This is a genomic window from Allobosea sp. 05T422_2, assembly GCF_056396265.1.
In genome coordinates, this window is record NZ_JBFTLD010000040.1 from 1 (window position 1) to 18,692 (window position 18,692).

At 64.4% G+C, this 18,692-nt stretch carries 15 protein-coding genes and 1 tRNA gene; 11 read left to right on the forward strand and 5 right to left on the reverse strand.

Annotation, left to right across the window (positions count from 1 at the left end; all coding sequences use genetic code 11):
* The 5 genes from AC1DJT_RS10145 to AC1DJT_RS10165 form a co-directional block, all read left to right on the forward strand.
* A partial coding sequence (locus AC1DJT_RS10145) for a vWA domain-containing protein (protein WP_476833996.1) occupies window positions 1–1,220 on the forward strand: 1,220 nt, incomplete at its 5' end.
* Between the two features lie 270 nt (window positions 1,221–1,490).
* Window positions 1,491–3,896 (forward strand): methyl-accepting chemotaxis protein, encoded by a 2,406-nt coding sequence (locus AC1DJT_RS10150; protein WP_476833997.1) that lies wholly within the window; start codon window positions 1,491–1,493, stop codon window positions 3,894–3,896.
* Window positions 3,897–4,017: 121 nt separating this feature from the next.
* Window positions 4,018–4,093, forward strand: a tRNA-Ile gene (locus tag AC1DJT_RS10155).
* 129 nt (window positions 4,094–4,222) lie between these two features.
* Complete coding sequence (locus AC1DJT_RS10160; RefSeq protein ID WP_441489375.1) at window positions 4,223–4,867, forward strand: DUF47 domain-containing protein; 645 nt, start codon at window positions 4,223–4,225, stop codon at window positions 4,865–4,867.
* 12 nt (window positions 4,868–4,879) lie between these two features.
* Window positions 4,880–5,893 carry an inorganic phosphate transporter gene (locus AC1DJT_RS10165; protein WP_476833998.1) on the forward strand — a complete coding sequence of 338 codons (1,014 nt, stop codon included), beginning with the start codon at window positions 4,880–4,882 and terminating at the stop codon, window positions 5,891–5,893.
* Window positions 5,894–5,949: 56 nt separating this feature from the next.
* On the opposite strand, the gene AC1DJT_RS10170 is transcribed toward AC1DJT_RS10165, so the two are convergent.
* Together AC1DJT_RS10170 and AC1DJT_RS10175 are read right to left on the reverse strand one after the other, a co-directional pair.
* Window positions 5,950–6,384: an NUDIX hydrolase gene (locus AC1DJT_RS10170; protein ID WP_441489374.1), complete on the reverse strand. Its 435-nt coding sequence runs from the start codon at window positions 6,382–6,384 to the stop codon at window positions 5,950–5,952.
* 278 nt (window positions 6,385–6,662) lie between these two features.
* A complete protein-coding gene (locus AC1DJT_RS10175; protein ID WP_476833999.1) occupies window positions 6,663–7,466 on the reverse strand; it encodes an IclR family transcriptional regulator in 804 nt (267 codons plus the stop codon).
* 229 nt (window positions 7,467–7,695) lie between these two features.
* Here AC1DJT_RS10175 and AC1DJT_RS10180 point away from each other — a divergent pair, with 229 nt between their 5' ends.
* From AC1DJT_RS10180 to AC1DJT_RS10205, 6 genes are all read left to right on the forward strand, one after another.
* Window positions 7,696–9,252 carry an ABC transporter substrate-binding protein gene (locus AC1DJT_RS10180; RefSeq protein WP_476834000.1) on the forward strand — a complete coding sequence of 519 codons (1,557 nt, stop codon included), beginning with the start codon at window positions 7,696–7,698 and terminating at the stop codon, window positions 9,250–9,252.
* 162 nt (window positions 9,253–9,414) lie between these two features.
* Entirely contained in the window at window positions 9,415–10,392 is a 978-nt protein-coding gene (locus AC1DJT_RS10185) for an ABC transporter permease (protein ID WP_069879759.1), read from the forward strand.
* On the forward strand, window positions 10,389–11,225 hold the full coding sequence (locus tag AC1DJT_RS10190; protein WP_441505295.1) for an ABC transporter permease: 837 nt from the start codon (window positions 10,389–10,391) through the stop codon (window positions 11,223–11,225). The genes AC1DJT_RS10185 and AC1DJT_RS10190 overlap by 4 nt, the downstream gene beginning before the upstream one ends.
* Window positions 11,225–12,832, forward strand: coding sequence for an ABC transporter ATP-binding protein (locus AC1DJT_RS10195; protein WP_476769797.1), 1,608 nt, complete (start codon window positions 11,225–11,227; stop codon window positions 12,830–12,832). Before AC1DJT_RS10190 ends, AC1DJT_RS10195 begins: the two co-directional genes overlap by 1 nt.
* Before the next feature lie 158 nt (window positions 12,833–12,990).
* Complete coding sequence (locus tag AC1DJT_RS10200) at window positions 12,991–14,280, forward strand: ArgE/DapE family deacylase (RefSeq protein WP_476834001.1); 1,290 nt, start codon at window positions 12,991–12,993, stop codon at window positions 14,278–14,280.
* A 90-nt stretch (window positions 14,281–14,370) separates the two neighbouring features.
* Complete coding sequence (locus AC1DJT_RS10205) at window positions 14,371–15,270, forward strand: DMT family transporter (protein ID WP_441489368.1); 900 nt, start codon at window positions 14,371–14,373, stop codon at window positions 15,268–15,270.
* Here AC1DJT_RS10205 and AC1DJT_RS10210 read toward each other — a convergent pair.
* The 3 genes from AC1DJT_RS10210 to AC1DJT_RS10220 form a co-directional block, all read right to left on the reverse strand.
* Complete coding sequence (locus tag AC1DJT_RS10210; protein ID WP_476834002.1) at window positions 15,262–17,040, reverse strand: SLC13 family permease; 1,779 nt, start codon at window positions 17,038–17,040, stop codon at window positions 15,262–15,264. The two genes, AC1DJT_RS10205 and AC1DJT_RS10210, sit on opposite strands and share 9 nt — an antisense overlap.
* 84 nt (window positions 17,041–17,124) lie before the next feature.
* The gene (locus AC1DJT_RS10215; protein ID WP_201788634.1) at window positions 17,125–17,832 is read right to left on the reverse strand and encodes a flavin reductase family protein; all 708 of its coding nucleotides are present in this window, start codon (window positions 17,830–17,832) and stop codon (window positions 17,125–17,127) included.
* A complete protein-coding gene (locus AC1DJT_RS10220; RefSeq protein ID WP_052513480.1) occupies window positions 17,829–18,539 on the reverse strand; it encodes a GntR family transcriptional regulator in 711 nt (236 codons plus the stop codon). The genes AC1DJT_RS10215 and AC1DJT_RS10220 overlap by 4 nt, the downstream gene beginning before the upstream one ends.
* Window positions 18,540–18,692 lie beyond the last annotated feature (153 nt).

Here is an 18,692-nt window from a genome sequence, read left to right on the forward strand (position 1 = left end):
CCTCGACCACCAGGCTCGCACTTCAGACGGGTCTGGATTCTGCCGCTCTGTACATCGCTCGCTCCAATGCGGCGAGCGAGGCCGACATTCAGCGTCTCGGCATGGCAATGCTGCGCGCGAATATGGACAACGCAAAATACGGCACACTGACCTCTGCGAACTTTCGAATGGATGCGCAGCAGCGCGTCATAGCCACGGCGGAAGCGACGGTTCCCGTTTCAATCATGGCGCTGCTGGGGAAGGAGAACATTCCGGTTTCTGCCAAGGCCGAGGTGGTGCGATCGTCGAACAGCATAGAGGTTGGATTAGCCCTCGACGTCACGGGGTCGATGCAGGGGCAGGACATCATTGATCTTAGGGCAGCGGCGAAAGAACTGATCGATCTGGTCGTCAAGGATCAACAGACGCCGTACTATTCCCGCGTCGCGCTTGTGCCTTACTCGATGGCTGTGAATGTGGGTTCGTATGCCGACAAGATTCGAGGGGGATATACGAAGGATGAAATAAGCACGATGCCGGGAAAGGAGAAATTTACCTTTACAAACGCCGAGAATGACTCAAAGACATTCAGAATCAGTACGTGTGTGACTGAGCGGGCCGGGACTTATGCCTATACGGATTCCCCCCCGACTCTTGCATTGCTGGGGCGGAACTACACGTCCGATGGCAAGTGCCTCAGTAACGAGATTGTGCCGCTCTCTGATAATAGGACTACCTTGAAAACTACCGTCGATGGTTTTGTCGCCAGTGGGGTGACGGCTGGTCATATCGGGCTCGCTTGGGCTTGGTATATGGTGTCGCCGAATTTCGGGTTCCTCTGGCCCGATGCGAAGAGCCGGCCTGCTGCCTACGGCACGCGTGAACTGATCAAGGTGGTCGTGTTGATGACGGACGGTGCATTCAACACGCCGTATTGCAAGGGAGTCGTCGCCAAGGATGCCGGTAGCGACAGCTCGGAAAAACGCTTTCGTATCAATTGCCCCGCAACAAACGGCAGCTCCTCGAACCAGGCGGCCAAGATCTGCCAGAACATCAAGGATTCCGGTGTCATAGTCTACACCGTCGGACTTGGCGTGGGCTCGAATGCTCAAGCGAATACGCTGCTTACCAACTGCGCGACCAGCGCGAAACACGTCTATTTCCCATCGAATGGCTCGTCCCTGAAGGACGCCTTCCGTGCCATTGCCCAAGATATCAATTCACTCCGCATCGCTCATTGAGAGGCCGGTGGGCGGTCTTGCTACCCTTAACACTTTCTGAATCGGCCGCTCCATCGGGCGATTCAGAACAGGGCGCTCACTTAAGCGTTTTTTAAGCGCATGTCCCCGATCCTAGGGCTCAAGAAGCCTAACTCTAAGGGCTAACCTAAAGAGAGCTGGGGAACTGTTCATGCCTGATCAACGAGGCTCCTGCCGAGCCCCGCTGTCTGCGTCGCGGTTTCCTTCCTGAGGCCCCGCCGTCGCGCGCTGCATGCATCCCGGAGAACGACTATGAAGAAGGTCAAGAAGCCCACGCGGCAGCGCACGCCGCTGCGCGTCGGCATTGCCGCGCGCATCTATGCCGCGCTCGGCATTCTGACCGTATTGACGATCGTCGCATCCGCGGTCGCCTGGTTTTCCTATGGCCGGGTGAACCAGACAGTCAACGACATGATCGAGAACAAGATGCCGGTGGTCGAGCTGGCGCTCGAGCTCTCGCAGGCGGCGACGAAATCCACGGCACTCGCCGCGCGTTTCAGCGAAGTCCAGAATGCCAAGGAGCGGTCCGAGCTGACGGGAGAGCTCGATCTCATTGAAGCCAAGCAGTTCGAACTGCTGCGCAAGATCTCCGATCGCGGGCAGGACAAGGCAAAGGCCCAGAAGGCGATCGACGAACTTTCACGGCAGATCAACGATCTGAACGACCTGACGGGGCAGCGGTTGCGCAACTCCAGCGAGGCGCAGATCGCGATCGAGACCCTGGGAAAGGCCCGGGAGGACTTCGTCAGGGCTGTCGGAACCGAGGCTGAAGAGGCGAAGTTCAATCTTGCCTATGGCATCGAGAATGCGGCCAATCTGTCGGGCGACGAGCTGACCTCGGCTCTGAAATCGCTCGCCGGCCGCGATTTCACGGCCTTCGACTTGGCCAGAAGCCTGCAGGCCGATGTCAGCGAGCTCGGCGGCATCCTGCGCGAGATCGCGCAGATCAGCGATAGCTCGCAGCTTGGAACCGCGCGCGAACGCTTCCAGGCCATTGCCAAGCTTGTCCGCACCKGCCTCGCCGACGCTGAGAAGATCGTGCCGAACCAGGGCCGCGTGCGCTCGGTCAATGCGATCCTCAACGTCGCCGAAGGAAGCAGCGGCCTTTTCGACGTGCGCGACCGCGACATCGTGACTCAGGGCGCAATCCGCGCCGGCCTGTCGGACCTCAATCGCGCGGCCGAAGTGGTGCGCCGCGAGGTCGAGACGCTGGTCAAGGCGGCTCGTGACGAGGCGCATTCGGCGGGCACGTCGACCGGCAACCTGATCGAGGACAGCAAGTGGTGGCTCGGCGCAATCGGTCTCGGCTCGCTGCTCGTCGCGCTGGCGCTCTCGCTCTTCTATGTCCGCCCGATGATCGTCGGCCGTCTCAACAAGCTGTGGACGGCGACACGGGCCATTGCCGATGGGCAGCTGGACGCAACCGTCGAGACCAAGGGCAATGACGAGATCTCGGACATTGCGCGCAGCGTGCTGCTGTTCCGCGACAATGCCTTGGCGCTGCGAGCCGCCGAAGCTGCGAAGATCGAGGACGAGGCCCTGGCGCAGCGGCGCCGCCGTGAGATGATGCAGGAGCTGGGGGAGGCCTTCGGCCAGGTGGTCGAGGCCGCGGCCGCCGGCGACTTCAGCCGCCGCGTCTCGGCAAGCTTCGCAGATGCCGAGCTCAACGCGCTTGCGGGTTCCRTCAATGCCCTGCTCGAAACCGTCCAGGCCGGGCTTTCGGAAACCTGCGAAGTGCTGGCCGAACTGTCGGCTGGCCAGCTCTCGACCCGGGTCGAGGGCAGCTATCACGGCGCTTTCGCCGAGCTCAAGGACGGCGCCAACGGCCTCGCCGAAGAGTTTGAAAGCACGCTCGCGCGTCTTTCGGATACGGTTTCGGCCGTGCGCAGTGCGACCAGCGAGATTCTCGATGGTGTCACCGACCTCGCCGAGCGTACGACGGAAGAAAGCAACGCTGTCTCGATGGCGACCAATCAGCTCGGCGCCTTCGCGGGCACCGTGAAGAAGACGGCCGACGAGGCCTCGCAAGCCATGGGCATGGCCGAGAGCGCCGAGCAGCGTGCCCAGCAGGGCGAAAAGGTCGTCGCCTCGGCGCTGGACGCGATGCGCCGCATCCGCGCGTCGTCGGACAAGATCTCGGAAGTCATCTCGATGATCGACGAGATCGCCTTCCAGACCAACCTGCTTGCGCTCAATGCGGCAGTGGAGGCGGCGCGCGCCGGCGACAGCGGCCGCGGTTTCGCGGTCGTCGCGGCCGAGGTGCGCAGTCTCGCGAAGCGCTCGGCGGATGCCTCGAACGACGTCAAGCGCCTGGTCGAGGCCGCGCATGGCGATGTCGCGGTCGGTGTCGGCCTCGTCGAGGAGACCTCGGCGATGTTCGAAAGTATTGTGTCCTCGGTCAACGATCTCTCCGGACTGATGAACGGCATCTCGCAAACGGCGCGGAGCCAGGCAAGCGACGTTTCCGCCATCAACAACGAGATCGACGGCATCGGCACGATGGCGCATCAGAATGCTGCGCTGGTCGAGGAGACGAATGCCGCGCTCGCACTGACGGATGAGCAGACCCGCGCGCTGACCGAACATATCGGGCGCTTCCAGTTCCGCGAGGGACACGTCGCCGGGCACGGCGGGGCGTCGGTCGCCCGGGCGGCCTGAGCGATCCACTGCATCCAACCATTGCTAACGGCCCCGCTCGCGAGACGCAGCGGGGCCGTTTCAGTTGCGGGGGCTGCCTGGGGTCTTGCGGGACAGAAGGCGAGGGTGTTAGGCGAAGAGCGGGCCGGTAGCTCAACGGTTAGAGCTCGCTGCTCATAACAGCGCCGGTGCCGGTTCGAATCCGGCCCGGCCCACCATTTCCCTCTCAATCACCTAGCGACGGCCGCCCTCGGGATTACGCCCCGTGCGATCGCGCATGCCGCTTTACAGCGATATACCAACCGCTTATCGCGATTGTGACGGATCGATGACATAACGAGGCGCCGATGCTCGGCTGGTTTCAGAAGCTCCTGCCCAAGGAGCCCAAGTTCTTCGACCTGTTCGAGAGCCATTCCAGGACATTGGTGGCAGGTGCCGCGGCCCTGAACGGCCTCCTCAGGGGCGAAACCCCGGTGGAGGCAGGTTGCACCGAGGTGCTTTTCCAGGAAAATCGCGCTGACGAGATCGCCGCGGAGGTAATGCTGGAAGTCGGCCGCACCTTCATCACGCCCTTCGACCGTGGCGATATCGAGGAGCTGATCGGTTCGATGGACGATGCCATCGACCAGATGCAGAAGACCGTAAAGGCGATCACGCTGTTCGAGGTTACGAGCTTCGAGCCCTGCATGAAGGAACTCGGGGCGGTCATCGTCCAGGCGTCCGAGCGCGTCGTCGTGCTGCTGCCGATGCTGCGCGACATCAAGAAACATGCGATTTCGATCGGCGCACTCGCCAAGGATATCCGGGCCATCGAGGAGCGATCCGACGAACTGCACGACCAGGGCCTGAAGGCGTTGTTCAAGGCGCACCAGACTTCGGACACGATGGGTTTCATCGTCGGCGCAGAGATCTACGACCATCTCGAGAAGGTGGTGGACCGTTTCGAGGATGTCGCCAAGCGCGTCAGCCGTATCGTCCTCGAACATCTCTAGGCGGTTGGCCCGGTGGATTTCTCAAGCGTCGCCTTTGCCCTGGTCTTCCTGATCGCGGTCGCGCTTCTGTTCGATTTCCTGAACGGACTTCACGATGCGGCCAATTCGATCGCGACCATCGTCTCGACCAGGGTTCTGGCGCCGCGCTGGGCGGTGTTCTGGGCTGCCTTCTTCAATTTCATCGCGTTCCTGTTCTTCGGCCTGCATGTCGCCGAGACCGTCGGGTCCGGCATTGTCCAGACCGCCATCGTCGATGACCGTGTCATCTTCGGTGCCCTGACCGGCGCCATCGTCTGGAATGTCGTCACCTGGATTGCAGGCATTCCGTCGAGTTCGTCGCATGCACTGATCGGCGGACTGGTCGGGGCCGGGCTGAGCAAGGCTGGCTTCTCGTCGATCGTCTGGTGGGGGCTCGGCAAGACCTTCGTCGCGATTTTCATGTCTCCGGCCATCGGCTTCGCCCTGGCGCTGGTCCTCGTCCTGATCGTCTCCTGGGTGTTCCTGCGCGTGGCCCCTATCAAGGTCGACAGCACCTTCCGGCTGCTGCAGTTCGTTTCGGCTTCGCTCTACTCGCTCGGACACGGGGCGAATGATGCGCAGAAGACGATGGGCATCATTGCGGTGMTGCTGTTCTCGCATGGCATGATGGGCGAGACGTTCTCGGTGCCGTTCTGGGTCGTCATCTCCTGCCAGGCGGCCATGGCATTCGGCACGCTCTGTGGAGGTTGGCGGATCGTTCACACCATGGGCTCGAAGATCACCCGGCTTTCACCCCAGCAGGGTTTCTGCGCGGAGACGGGCGGCGCGATCACGCTGTTCATGGCGACCTATCTCGGCATCCCCGTCTCGACGACGCATACGATCACAGGCGCGATCATCGGTGTCGGCGCCGCCCGGCGCGTGACGGCCGTGCGATGGGGGGTGGCTCGCGGCATCGTCTTCGCCTGGATCGTGACGATGCCGATGGCAGGACTGATCTCGGCTATCGCCTATTTTGTCTCCGGCCTGTTCCTGACCGGGCGGTGACCGGGATCAGGAGGCGCCGCCGAGGGGCGCTGAGTCTGCGCAACCCGCAGCGTCGGTCAATTCAACTTCAGCGCGCGGATCGCAGCCTTCAGGCCGGGCTCGTCGACAATCTCGGCAGCATCTTCAAGCGTGAACCAGTGCGAAAGCCGCTGATTGTGCTCGGCCCATTTTTCAAGCCGACGCTCGACATCAAGAATATAGAGCGCCACCTTGCAGAGAACGAAGTGGTCGCTCATCCGCTTCCAATAGATGTAGCGCCCCGCGGGCTTCTTGTGGGCCTTGCCGATCACGCCGGCTTCTTCGCGCGCTTCGATCGCCGCAGCCTCATGGTTCTTCTTGCCCTTGATGGGCCAGCCCTTGGGAACGATCCATCGCCGCGTCGTGCGTGTCGTGACCAGGAGAAGCTCCGGCTCCCCCGTCGGCGATCGGCGGATGGGGAGCGCGGCGATCTGCGAGCGCGGCTTCCCCAATCCTGACTTCGCCTTCTTCATCGAAACCTGTGCCCTCCCATCCGTAAACAGAACCTATGTTAGAAAGCCGGCAAATCAATATCGAATAGCCGTCCAACGCCTTAAAGGCCGTGGATTGACCGCCTCAGCGGTGATGGCCATGCTTCATTGCAGCGAAATGAACGCTCGAAGCCCTTGAGAGCCCGAGCGTCGGCTCCAGTCGGCAAGCGCGCTCGCCGATTGGCGGGTTCGTCGCGCGCCTTGCGTCCCATACAGGAATCAGCTGCCTTTCCCTAGCCTGCTGCTTAGGCAGACGTCGATCAGGCGGGGAGAAGGCGCGCCCCGATGCGCATGGCAGCGTCCTGCAAGGCATCGAGATGCGCTGGGCGCCCTTCAGGTGCGACGATCGAGGTCAGCGACGAGATGCTGAGTGCGCCGGCAAGCGCGCCGCTGCGGTCGAAGATCGGTACGCCGACGCCCGTCAAGCCAATGAAGAAGTCGTCGGCGGCCAGCTCCCAGCCTTGCGCGCGAATACGATCAGCCTCGCGCCAGAGCAGGTCGGGGTCCGTCTGGCTTGCCGGCGCGCGCTTTGGCAGTTCCAGGGCCAGTGCCTGTCGCCGCTGCGCCTCGTCGAGATAGGCCAGGATCACCCGTGGGCCGCCGCCGCAGTTCAGCGGCGCCTGAGCACCGACCGCGAACCATGTCGCATCGACATGCGGCAGTGAGGCGCGCACGCGGTCCACGCAGAGTGCGCGGCCCGAGATATGAACCCATAGGAACGAGGTCGCGCCGGTCTTCTCGGCGATCTCGGTCAGATAGGGGCCGGCCACGTCCCGAAGCTCGCKCCCGGTCGTGACGGCGCTGCCGAGTTCGATCAGCCCGACCGCCAATGCATAGGTCTGCGAGCGTTCGTCGTGCTCGACCAGTTCGTTGAGCTGCAATGTCTGCAGCAGCCGCCGCGTCGTGCCCTTGTCGAGTCCGACCTGGCGAGCGAGCTCGCTCAGCCCGAGGCGTGGTTGCTCGGGGCGGAAGGCGCGGAGCAGGGCAATGGCCCGGTCGAGCGCCCTGACGATCGGGACGCCCGGCGGAAGTTTCGCGGTCCGGCTGTCGCCTGCGCTGTTCATCGGCCCTCTCGCAGCGCCAATCGCCCGATCTTTCATCGTGTCGTCTAATAACACGCCATGTCAGTCATTGACACGAATTTTGACTCTGGCTTTCAATGGCGCGGAGCTTGCTAATCGGCACATGTTCGGGTGCGATCCCGGTAGGCCGCGATGCCAGTCGAAAAGAGAGGCCGTGCCCGGTGCGCTCACGCAGCTGCCGGAACCGGCACAGGGGAACGGGAGAACAACGATGACCGGATTGAGACTTGGCCTGGCGCTTGCCGCTTCAGTGCTCGCGCTCGGGGCAGCCACCGCGCAGGAGCCGAAGAAGGGGGGCACCGTGCATGTCGTGGTGCAGCCCGAGCCTCCAATGCTGATGCAGGGGCTGAACCAGAATGGCCCGACCAACATGGTCGCCGGCAATATCTACGAGTCGCTGCTGCGTTACGACGAGAAGCTCAATCCGCAGCCATCGCTCGCCAAGAGCTGGGAGATTTCTCCTGACGCGAAGGTCTACACCTTCAAGCTCCAGGAGGGCGTGACCTGGCATGACGGCAAGCCCTTCACGGCGGACGACGTCGTGTTCACCCTCGATAAGTTCCTGCGCGAGGTTCATCCGCGCTGGCGGCCGATCGTCAACGCTCAGGTCGAGAAAATCGAGAAGGTCGATGATCTCACGGTCAAGATCACACTGAAGCAGCCCTTCGGCCCGATGATCATGACCCAGGAAGTCGCTTCGGCGCCGATGATCCCGAAACACATCTATGACGGCACGGATTATCGGGCGAATCCGGCGAACAACACGCCAATCGGCACCGGTCCGTTCAAGCTGAAGGAGTGGAAGARGGGCTCCTATATCCACCTCGTCAAGAACGAGAACTATTGGCTGAAGGGCAAGCCGAACCTCGACGAGATCTACTGGCAGATCATCCCGGATGCGGCGGCGCGCGCGGTGGCGTACGAGACCGGCAAGGTCGACGTGCTGACCGGGGGCTCTGTCGATGTCTACGACGTGGCGCGGCTCTCGAAGCTGCCCAATACCTGCATGACGAMCAACGGCTGGGAGATGTTCGCCCCGCATGCCTGGCTGACGCCGAATGTGCGCAACGGCATCCTCGGCAACAAGCAATTCCGCCAGGGCCTGATGTACGCGATCGATCGCGAATTCGGGAAGGATGTGGTCTGGGGCGGGCTCGGCAAGCTGCCGACAGGGCCGATCTCGTCGAAGACGCGCTTCTACTCGTCCGACGTGCCGACATATGCTTTCGATCCGGCGAAGGCGAAGGAGCTGATCAAGGCGTCTGGCTACAAGGGCGAGACGATCAAGCTGCTCAACCTGCCCTATGGCGAGACCTGGAGCCGTTGGTCCGAGGCGATCAAGCAGAATCTCGAGGATGTCGGGGTCAAGATTCAGATCGAAAACACCGACGTGCCCGGTTGGACCCAGAAGGCCAGCAACTGGGACTTCGACCTGAATTTCAACTTCCTCTACCAGCTCGGCGATCCGGCGATGGGGGTGGCGCGCAGCTACATCTCGAGCAACATCGCCAAGGGTAATCCCTTCGCCAATGTCGGCGGGTATTCGAACCCGGAGGTCGACAAGCTCTTCGCCGAGGCGGCCGTCGCGCCGACAGATGCGCAGCGCCAGGAGCTGTATACCAAGGTGCAGAAGCTGCTGGCAGACGAGCTGCCGGTACTTTGGCTGCTCGAGATGGACTTCCCGACGATCTATCGCTGCAACGTCAAGAACCTCGTCACCACCGGCATTGGCGTGGATGACGGTTTCCGCGACGCCTGGAAGGAGTGAGGCCATTGCCGTCCCGGACGTCGCGTCGCGGCGATCCGGGACGACATGACGCCACTACTCTGTGACGCGCCTCTTCCTGAAGACCATCCCGGGTTTGAGCGTGCTCCTTTCGGGGAGACGCGGACCGGTCATCTTGCCCGTCCGTAGCGCCGAAGGATTTTGATGAACCTCGCTCAATTTCTCGCGGGCCGGCTGGTGAAGGGGATCGTCGTCCTCTTCGCCATCGCGATCCTGAATTTCTTCCTGATCCGCGCCGCACCGGGCGATCCCGCGCAGGTTCTCGCGGGAGAGGCCGGTGCGGCCGATGCGGTGCTGCTCGAGCAGTTGCGGGCGCGCTTTGGCCTCGACCAGCCGCTGATCCAACAGCTCTGGATCTATCTCAAGGGCTATGCCTCGCTCGATCTCGGTTTCAGTTATCGCCAGCAGAGGCCCGTGCTCGAGCTGATCCTGGACCGACTGCCCGCGACCCTGCTGCTGACCGGCGCAGCCTTTCTCGTCTCGCTGGGGTTGGGCGTCCTGATGGGCGCGCTTGCGGCGCGGCGTGCCGGGCGCTGGCAGGACAGCGTCATCACCACGCTTGCCCTCGTCTTCTACGCGACACCGCTCTTCTGGATCGCGCTGATGAGCCAGATCGTCTTCTCGCTGAAGCTCGGCCTCGTGCCGAATGTCGGCTTCGAGACGATCGGCGCGAACTATACCGGCCTCGCTCGGGCGCTCGATATCGCGCAGCATCTCTTCCTGCCGGCGCTGACGCTCGGATTGTTCTTCACGGCGCTCTACGCGCGAATGATGCGGGCCTCTATGCTGGAGATTGCCGGTGCCGATTTCGTCAAGACGGCGCGCGCGAAGGGGCTTTCACCCGGGGTCGTCTCGCGCCGGCATGTCGCGCGCAACGCTATCCTTCCGGTCGTGACGCTGGCTGGCCTGCAGGCGGGCCAGCTCGTCGGCGGGGCCGTGCTGACCGAGACGGTCTTCGCCTGGCCCGGCATCGGCCGCTTGATGTTCGATGCCCTGGTGCAGCGCGATTACTCGGTGCTGCTCGGTGTCTTCTTCGTCTCGTCGGCCATGGTCGTCGGCTTCAATATCCTCACGGACCTGGTCTACCGGCTGGCCGACCCGCGCATCGAGGCGACATCATGAGCTTCCTTAAGCGTTTCGCGCGCAACCGCGGGGCGGTGGTCGGGTTGATCATCCTGCTCGTCGTCATCGTCTTCGCCTTGCTGGCGCCGTCGCTCTTTCCACAATCGCCATGGCGCACGGTCGGCCGTCCGTTCCTTGCACCCTTCGCCATGGAGCGCTTCCCGCTCGGCACAGATACGCTGGGGCGCAACATCGCTTCAGGGCTGGTGCATGGCGCGCGTGTCTCGTTGATGATCGGCGTGGTCTCGACGGTGGTCGCGCTGCTGATCGGCGTGCCGCTCGGCGCGATTGCAGGCTATGCGGGCGGCTTCGTCGATGATGCGTTGATGCGCTTCACCGAGTTCTTCCAGACGATCCCCAGCTTCGCACTCGCCATCGTCATGGTCGCGATCCTGCAACCACAGCTTGGTTCGATCGTGCTCGCGATCGGGGTAGTCAGTTGGCCGCCCGTGGCGCGACTGGTGCGTGGCGAGGTCCTGTCGCTGAAGACGCGCGAATATGTGCAGGCCGCCGTGACGATCGGCCAGTCGACGCCGCGCATCATCTTCAGCCAGGTGCTGCCCAACACCATCGCGCCGATCATCGTGATGGGCTCGCTGATGATCGGCTCGGCGATCCTGCTCGAATCCTCGCTCTCCTTCCTCGGGCTGGGCGACCCCAACCTGATGAGCTGGGGCTATATGGTCGGTGCCGGGCGCACTCGCCTGATCGATGCCTGGTGGATCAGCTTCTTCCCCGGCCTTGCGATCTTCCTCACGGTTCTTGCGCTCAATCTTGCCGGCGAGGGGCTGAACGACGCGCTGAACCCGCGTCTGGCGCGGGGGAGGGAGTGATGACGACGCCCGTTCTCGCGATCGAGGGATTGAAGCTAGCTCTCCCGGCCCTCGCCGACCGCGCCTTCGCGGTCGAGGATGTCTCTTTGACCATCGCTCCCGGTGAAACGCTCTGCGTCGTCGGCGAATCCGGCTCCGGCAAGTCGATGATCGCGCATGCGGTGATGGGGCTGCTGCCGAAGGCGGTGCAGCCCGCTGCGGGTGCGATCCGCCTTGCGGGTCGCGATCTGCTGGCGCTCGACGAGGCTGCGATGCAGGACGTGCGCGGCCGTGAGGTCGGCATGATCTTCCAGGAGCCGATGACCTCGCTCAACCCGGTGATGCGGGTGGCCGACCAGATCGTCGAGACGTTCGAGGCGCATGGCCTGCACAGCAATGCCGAGCGCCGTGCCCGTGCGCTCGCGTTGCTGACCGAGGTCGGCCTGCCCGACCCCGAACGCTTGGCCAAGGCCTATCCGCATGAGCTTTCCGGCGGCCAGCGTCAGCGCGTGATGATCGCGATGGCGCTCGCACTCGAGCCGAAGCTCCTGATCGCCGACGAGCCCACCACCGCGCTCGACGTGACCACGCAGGCGCAGATCCTGAAGCTGATCGACAATCTGCGTCGCAAGCATGGAACGGCGGTGCTCTTCATCACCCATGATTTCGGCGTCGTTGCCGAGATCGCCGATCGCATCGCCGTGCTGCAGCAGGGTAAACTCGTCGAGGAGGGCACGGCCGATGCCGTGCTGTCGCAACCGAGGCACGACTACACGAAGCGGCTGCTCGCGGCCGTGCCGTCGATGACGCCGCCGGAGCGCCCGCCGATCGCCGAGACCGTGCCTGTGCTGAGCGTCGAGAAACTCGGCAAGGTCTATCGCAAGCGCAGCTTCTTCCGGCCCGGGCGCGAGGTGAAGGCTGCCGACGATATCAGCTTCACCCTGGCTCGCGGCGAAACGCTTGGGTTGGTTGGCGAATCCGGGTCGGGCAAGTCGACGGTCGGGCGCTGCTGCCTCAGGCTGATCGAGCCCGATGGCGGGCGGATCGCCCTGGGAGACCTCGTCCTGAGTGATCTCGGTCCGGCAGCGCTGCGCGAGCATCGCAAGCGCATCCAGATGGTCTTCCAGGATCCGTTCGCCTCGCTCAATCCGCGCCAGACGGTAGGGCGGATCATCTCGGACGGGCCGGTGGCCCATGGCACGCCGCGCGCGCAGGCGCTCGGGCGGGCAAGGGAGCTGCTTGAGCTCGTCGGCCTCTCGGCCAATGCGATAGACCGCTACCCGCATGAATTCTCGGGCGGGCAGCGCCAGCGCATCGGCATCGCCCGCGCGCTCGCGCTCGAGCCCGACGTGCTGGTCGCGGACGAGGCAGTCTCGGCGCTCGACGTCTCGGTTCAGGCTCAGATCCTGACGCTGATCAAGGATATCCAGCAGCGGCTCGGCCTGGCGATCCTGTTCGTCACGCATGACCTGCGCGTGGCTGCGCAGATCTGCGACCGCATCGCCGTGATGCAGCGCGGGCGTATCGTCGAGACCGGCCCGACGGCTGCGCTCTTCGCCAATCCGCAGCATGACTACACGCGCCAACTGCTCGCCGCCGTGCCCGGCGGCCGCCGCTTCGCGCTGTGACGCAGCCTTGCCGGCCATTGCCTCATCGTCCTGGTCGGGCCTGTCCCGACCATCCATGTCCACACCTGCCATCCGCGTCGCGAGGCGCGGATGCTCGGCACAAGGCTGAGCGTGACGGCGAGCACCTGCTTGCCGCCTAACCGACCGGAGACCTGCCCATGCCTCTCGATCCCGCGCTTCGCGACCGCATCCTTGCCTCAGTGGAGGCCGGCTTTGCCGAGCAAATCGCCTTCACCCAGGAGATGATCCGCTTCGGCTCGCTGCGCGGGCAAGAACACGCGGTGCAGGATTTCGTCTTCCGGGCGCTGAAGGGGCGTGGCTTCACGATGGACCGCTTCGGAATGGATCGCGAGGCGATCGCGGCCCATCCCGGTGGTGCGCCGTTCTCCGATGAGCATTCGGATGCGCCGATCGTCGTCGGCATCCATCACCCGCGCGAGGAAAAGGGGCGCTCCCTGATCCTGCAGGCGCATGTCGATGTCGTGCCGACCGGGCCGGACACGTTTTGGACGCATCGGCCCTTCGACCCGGTGATCGAGGGAGATTGGCTCTATGGCCGTGGTGGCGCGGACATGAAGGCTGGCCATGCCGCCAACCTGTTCTGCCTCGACGCGCTCCGGCGCATCGGCCTGCAGCCGGCGGCCACGGTCTACGTGCAGTCGGTGGTCGAGGAGGAATCGACCGGTAACGGCGCGCTGATGACGCATCTGCGCGGCTACAAGGCCGATGCGGTGCTTATCCCCGAGCCAGAGGAGGAAATGCTGGTGCGCGCCAATACCGGTGTGCTCTGGTTCCAGATCGAGGTGCGTGGCGTGCCGATGCATGTGCGCGAGATKGGCGCGGGCGCGAACGCGATCGACGGGGCCTATCGCGTCATCGGGGCGCTGCGGAAGCTCGAGGAGGAACTCAACGCGGAGAAGGCCGGACGCGAGCATTTCGAGGACGTCGCCCATCCGATCAACCTGAATATCGGCAAGATCGAGGGCGGCGACTGGGCCTCCTCCGTGCCGTGCTGGTGCAGGATCGACTGCCGCATCGGACTCTATCCCGGGGTCAGCGCCGAGGAATTGGCGAAGCGGATCGAGGCCCGCGTGCTGACGCATGCGCGTGGCGATTCGTTCCTCGCCAACAATCCGCCGAGCGTGACCTTCAACGGCTTCTATTCGGAAGGCTATGTGCTCGAACCCGGCAGCGAGGCGGWGGCCGTGCTCGGCCGGGCGCATCAGGGCGCGACCGGCAAACCACTGAAGAGCTTCATGACGGCGGGCTATCTCGATACCCGCGTCTACGCGCTCTACGACAAGATTCCGGCGCTGTGCTATGGCCCGATCTCGGAGAACATCCACGCTTTCGACGAGCGGGTTAGCCTCGCCTCGCTGAAGCGCATCACCGGAACCATGGCCCTGTTCGTGGCCGAATGGTGCGGCGTCGAGAGCGTCCCGGAGTGACGCCGCGCGGCGGCCGGGGCGATAAACGTGCATCGGCTCCTGCGCGATTTGGCATGACGATGGCGCCGCCGGTTCGGCCATAGTCACGCCATGTCGCAAACCCCCGGCCGTTCGCTTCTGCTCGTTCCGTTGCTCGGTCTGCTCTGGGGCTTCAACTGGCCGGCTGTCCGCATCGCGCTGACCGAGATCGCGCCCTGGACGCTCCGGGCCGGCGGCATGAGCTTTGCGGGGCTGGCTCTGGTCGCCATAGGGCTCGCACGTGGGCAGTCTCTGGCGGTGCCCAGAGGCCAATGGCTGAGGCTGGCGATTGCCGGCTTCCTTTCGATTGCCGCCTTCAACGTATTGCTTGCCTTCGCACAGCTCGCCGCGCCGACCTCGCGGGCGGCGATCCTGACCTTCACCATGCCGATCTGGGCGACATTGCTCGCACGGTTCGTCCTTGCCGAGCCCTTTGACCGAAGGCGCCTTCTCGGCCTCGGCCTCGGCGCTGCGGGATTGCTGTGCCTCGGCCTGCCATTGCTCGCCAGCGGCTCGTTCTCCATCGGCCTGCTCTACGCGCTGATCGCCAGCGTGAGCTGGGCCCTGGGCACGATCGTCACCAAGCGCTGGCCGGTTTCGGCGCCGGCACTGACCATCGCCGCGTGGCAGCTGCTGATCGGCGGCGTTGTCGCCGGGATCGGCATGCTGGTCTTCGAGGGCCTGCCCGTTCCCAAGATGCTGGAGGCACGGACCTTCGCCGCGTTGACCTTCCATATCCTGGGAGCACAGGCGCTGGCCTATTTCCTGTGGTTCACGGTGATCGCGCGGCTGCCCGCGGGCATTGCCAGCCTTGGCACGCTGATGGTGCCGGCCGTCGGCGTTCTGGGTTCCGTGCTGCTGCTCGGCGAGCGACCGACGCCGAGCGACTGGCTCGGCCTCGTACTGGTGGTCGCCGCATCCGGGACCATCATGCTGCCGCAGCGGCGGCGCGGGGCCAAAGCCCTATCGTAGCGGCCAGACCAGCATGATCAGCGGCACACCGAGCAGGATCACCAGCAGCGACAGCGGCGCGCCAAGCCGGGCGTAGTCGCCGAAGCGATACCCTCCCGGACCCATCACCAGCGTGTTGCACTGGTGGCCGATCGGCGTGAGGAAGTCGCAGGCCGCACCGATCGCCACCGCCATCAGGAAGGCATCGGGGCTGTAACCGAGGCTCTTCGCAAAGCTCGCGCCGATCGGGGCCATGACCAGCACTGTCGCAGCGTTGTTCAGGAAGGGCGTGACCGCCATGGCAGAGACGAGAATCAGCGCCACCGCGCCCCAGCCGGGAAGGTGCATGCCGACACTCGCGAGCCAGCCGGCGAGCAGATCCGTGGTTCCAGTCGAGCGCAAAGTGTCGCTGACCGGGATCAGGGCCGCCAGCATGACGAGGATGGGCCATTYGATCGAATCATAGGCGTCGCGCGGCGAGATCGCTCGGAAGGTGACGAGCAGCGCGGCTGCCGCAAAGAACGCGACCGAAACCGGGACGAGGTTGAAGGCGATCGCGATCACGGTCGCAAGCAGGATCGCGCCGGTAACCCAGCCCCTGCGGGCACTGCCGAGCGTCAGCGCGCGTTCCGCGAGCGGCATCAGGCCCAGTTMGCGCATTCGCTCCGGCAGGATTTTCTCGTCGCCCTGGAGGACGACGACATCGCCGGTGCGCAGGGTGATGTTGCGCAGGCGTTCCCGGAAGCGCTCGCCCGAGCGGCTCACCGCGAGCAGATTGACGCGATAGCGCTCGTGTAGCTCGATTTCGCCAACGGAGCGTCCCGTCAGTAATGAGACGGGGCCGACGATCGCCTCGCTCACGGTGATCTGATCGAGCGCGCCCGTGCTATGGGTCGGGCGCTGGTCGGCATCGAGTTGGAGGCCGCCCTGCGCGACCACGCGCTCAAGCGCCTTGGGCTCGCCGCGCAGCAACAGGATATCGCCGGGACGCAGGCCGGCATCTGGGAACGGGGCGGACAGCCGCGTCTTGGAGCGCAGGATGGCGACGACATCGACCTCACCCTCCGCAATGGCCTTGAGCTCGGAGATGGTTTTGCCGGCAAGCGCCGAGCGCTGGGGAACTTGAACCTCGGTGACATAGTCGGAGATGTCGAGCGCCTGTTCGAGCGAGGCTGCGCCTTGCCGGTCGCGCGGCAGCAGGCGGTAGCCCACGCATAGAAACAGGCAGCCGGCGAGCGCGAGACCGAGGCCGACCGGCGCAAAGTCGAACATCTCGAAGGGGCGGCCGGTCAGTTCCTCGCGGACGCGGGCGACGATGATGTTCGGCGAGGTGCCGACCAGCGTGACGATGCCGCCGAGCAGCGAGGCGAAGGCCATCGGCATCAGGAAGATGGATGGCGATTTTCCACCCTTCCGGGCGAGCTGGTAGGCGATCGGCAGCATCATCGCGAGCGCACCGATATTCTTGATGATCGCCGACATCACCGCGACCGAGAACACGAGCAGCGAGATCTGCATCTGTGTCGAGCGGACATAGGGCGCAACATGGCTGAGTGCGCGCTCGATGATGCCGGAGCGCGCGACCGCTGCGCTGACCACGAGCGCGCTGCCGACAATGATGACGATATCGTCGGAAAAGCCCTTGAAGGCGTCCTTGGCCGGTACAAGGCCCAGAGCCAGCGCGGCGAGGAGTGCCAGCGCCGCGACGACATCATAGCGGAGGCGGCCCCAGACGAAGAGCGCCATCATCGTTGTGATGACGGCGATGGAGAGCGATTGATCGAGAGTCATGCAGTCCCTGGAGGCCGCGCCCGGGCCGGCGCCTTGTCCAACCTCCACTTCAGCGGATCGTTCCGCAAGCCTGCAATCGGACGTTCAGTCCTTCAGCGACGTGCGCCGGTTCGCCTCTTCCGGGCGCTGGGTCCAGGTGTCGACCGACATCGTGGGCAGGTCGAAATAGTCGCGGGTCGTGGCATAGCCATGACCGCCCATTCGGCCGATGGCGTCGAGCCCGACCGGGTCGACATGGAGCCGTTCGTCGACGATGTCGGCCCGGAAATGGGCGTAGACKACTTCGCCGAGGATGATCTCTCGGGAGTTGCCGATGCCGAGCGTGGTGTGGTGGCGACATTCGAAGGCGGCGGGTGCCTGACCGATCCAGGGGCAGGGCACTTTGACGCCCGGCAGGGCATCGAGCCCCGCTTCGCGCAATTCGTCGATGCCCGGCGCAAAAGGCACCGCGCAGACATTCATGCCGGCAATGAGCGCGTCAGAGACGATGTTCACGGTGAAGGCGAGGGTATCGCGGACATTGCGACCGGTATCCTTCTGGCCCCCTGTCGGGCGATACTCGACGCCAAGGGCCAGGATCGCGGGATCGGCCGAAAGGCAGTTGAAGAAGCTGAACGGCGCGGCGTTGACGACGCCCTGCGCATCGACCGTCGTCACCAGCGCGATCGGGCGTGGCACGACCGCGCCGATCAGGAGCTTGTAGCGCTCGCGTGGCGTGAGCGACGCGAAATCGAAGGTGACGATCGAGGGCTGGGTGTCGGACTTGGGCTGGACGCGCGGCTGAGCGGTCATGGGGGAGTCAGTCCTTCGCTCAATGCGTAGGGGGCGAGCAGGTCGCGGATGTCGCGCTCCGCCCGGGGAGTGAGCAGGGCGCGCGTGACCACGGCCTGCAGATGATGATCCATCAGCTCGGCGGCCTGCTTCGCATCGCCGCGCTTCAGCGCCTCGATCAGCTGCCTGTGCTCCGAGACGGCGCATTCCGACGAATGCGGACGGCCGTAGATCGCCAGAACCAGCGAGCAGCGCGAGCTCAGCTCCTGGATATAGCGCAGCAGCAGGACGTTCCCGGTCATCTCGGCGAGCCGGATGTGGAAATCGCCAGAGAGCCGGATTGATTCCGGCCCGTCCTGTCCATGTGCGGCTTCCTCCTGCCGGACATGGTGCTCAAGTTCGGTGATCTGCGCCGGAGTGAGCCGGCCGGCAAGGGTCTCGGCGACCAACCGTTCAAGGCTGCGGCGGACGTCGAAGACGTCGCGGGCTTCTTCCAGGGTGGGATAGGCGACCGAGGCGCCGCGATTGGGCTTGAGCTCGACCAGGCCCTCGACGGCGAGCCGCCCGAAGGCCTCGCGCACCAGCGTACGGCTGACACCGAGCTGTTCGCCGATCGAGTCTTCGGGAAGCTTCATGCCAGGCCGCAACGCCTGCTCGATGATCGCGCGTCGCAGCGCCTTGTACACGGATTGCGCACGCAATCCATGAGGGCGGGGTTCCGTCGGCATGGTGCGTCTCCGCTCTGGCTCGGCCGTCTCAGCCTCACTCCATGTCACGGGATCCCGCTCCACTCCAGTTTCCCCTTGTCTGCGATAATCGTATACAATACGATATCTCTATCGTATGCAATATTGATTGTTGATTGCGCACGAGATGCTGCA

Excerpts from the sequence above, each read along its gene's own strand:
- AC1DJT_RS10160 (WP_441489375.1), top strand. The coding sequence starts at position 4,223 with ATGCTCGGCTGGTTTCAGAAGCTCCTGCCCAAGGAGCCCAAGTTCTTC.
- AC1DJT_RS10170 (WP_441489374.1), bottom strand. The coding sequence starts at position 6,384 with ATGAAGAAGGCGAAGTCAGGATTGGGGAAGCCGCGCTCGCAGATCGCC.
- AC1DJT_RS10185 (WP_069879759.1), top strand. The coding sequence starts at position 9,415 with ATGAACCTCGCTCAATTTCTCGCGGGCCGGCTGGTGAAGGGGATCGTC.
- AC1DJT_RS10190 (WP_441505295.1), top strand. The coding sequence starts at position 10,389 with ATGAGCTTCCTTAAGCGTTTCGCGCGCAACCGCGGGGCGGTGGTCGGG.
- AC1DJT_RS10195 (WP_476769797.1), top strand. The coding sequence starts at position 11,225 with ATGACGACGCCCGTTCTCGCGATCGAGGGATTGAAGCTAGCTCTCCCG.
- AC1DJT_RS10205 (WP_441489368.1), top strand. The coding sequence starts at position 14,371 with ATGTCGCAAACCCCCGGCCGTTCGCTTCTGCTCGTTCCGTTGCTCGGT.
- AC1DJT_RS10220 (WP_052513480.1), bottom strand. The coding sequence starts at position 18,539 with ATGCCGACGGAACCCCGCCCTCATGGATTGCGTGCGCAATCCGTGTAC.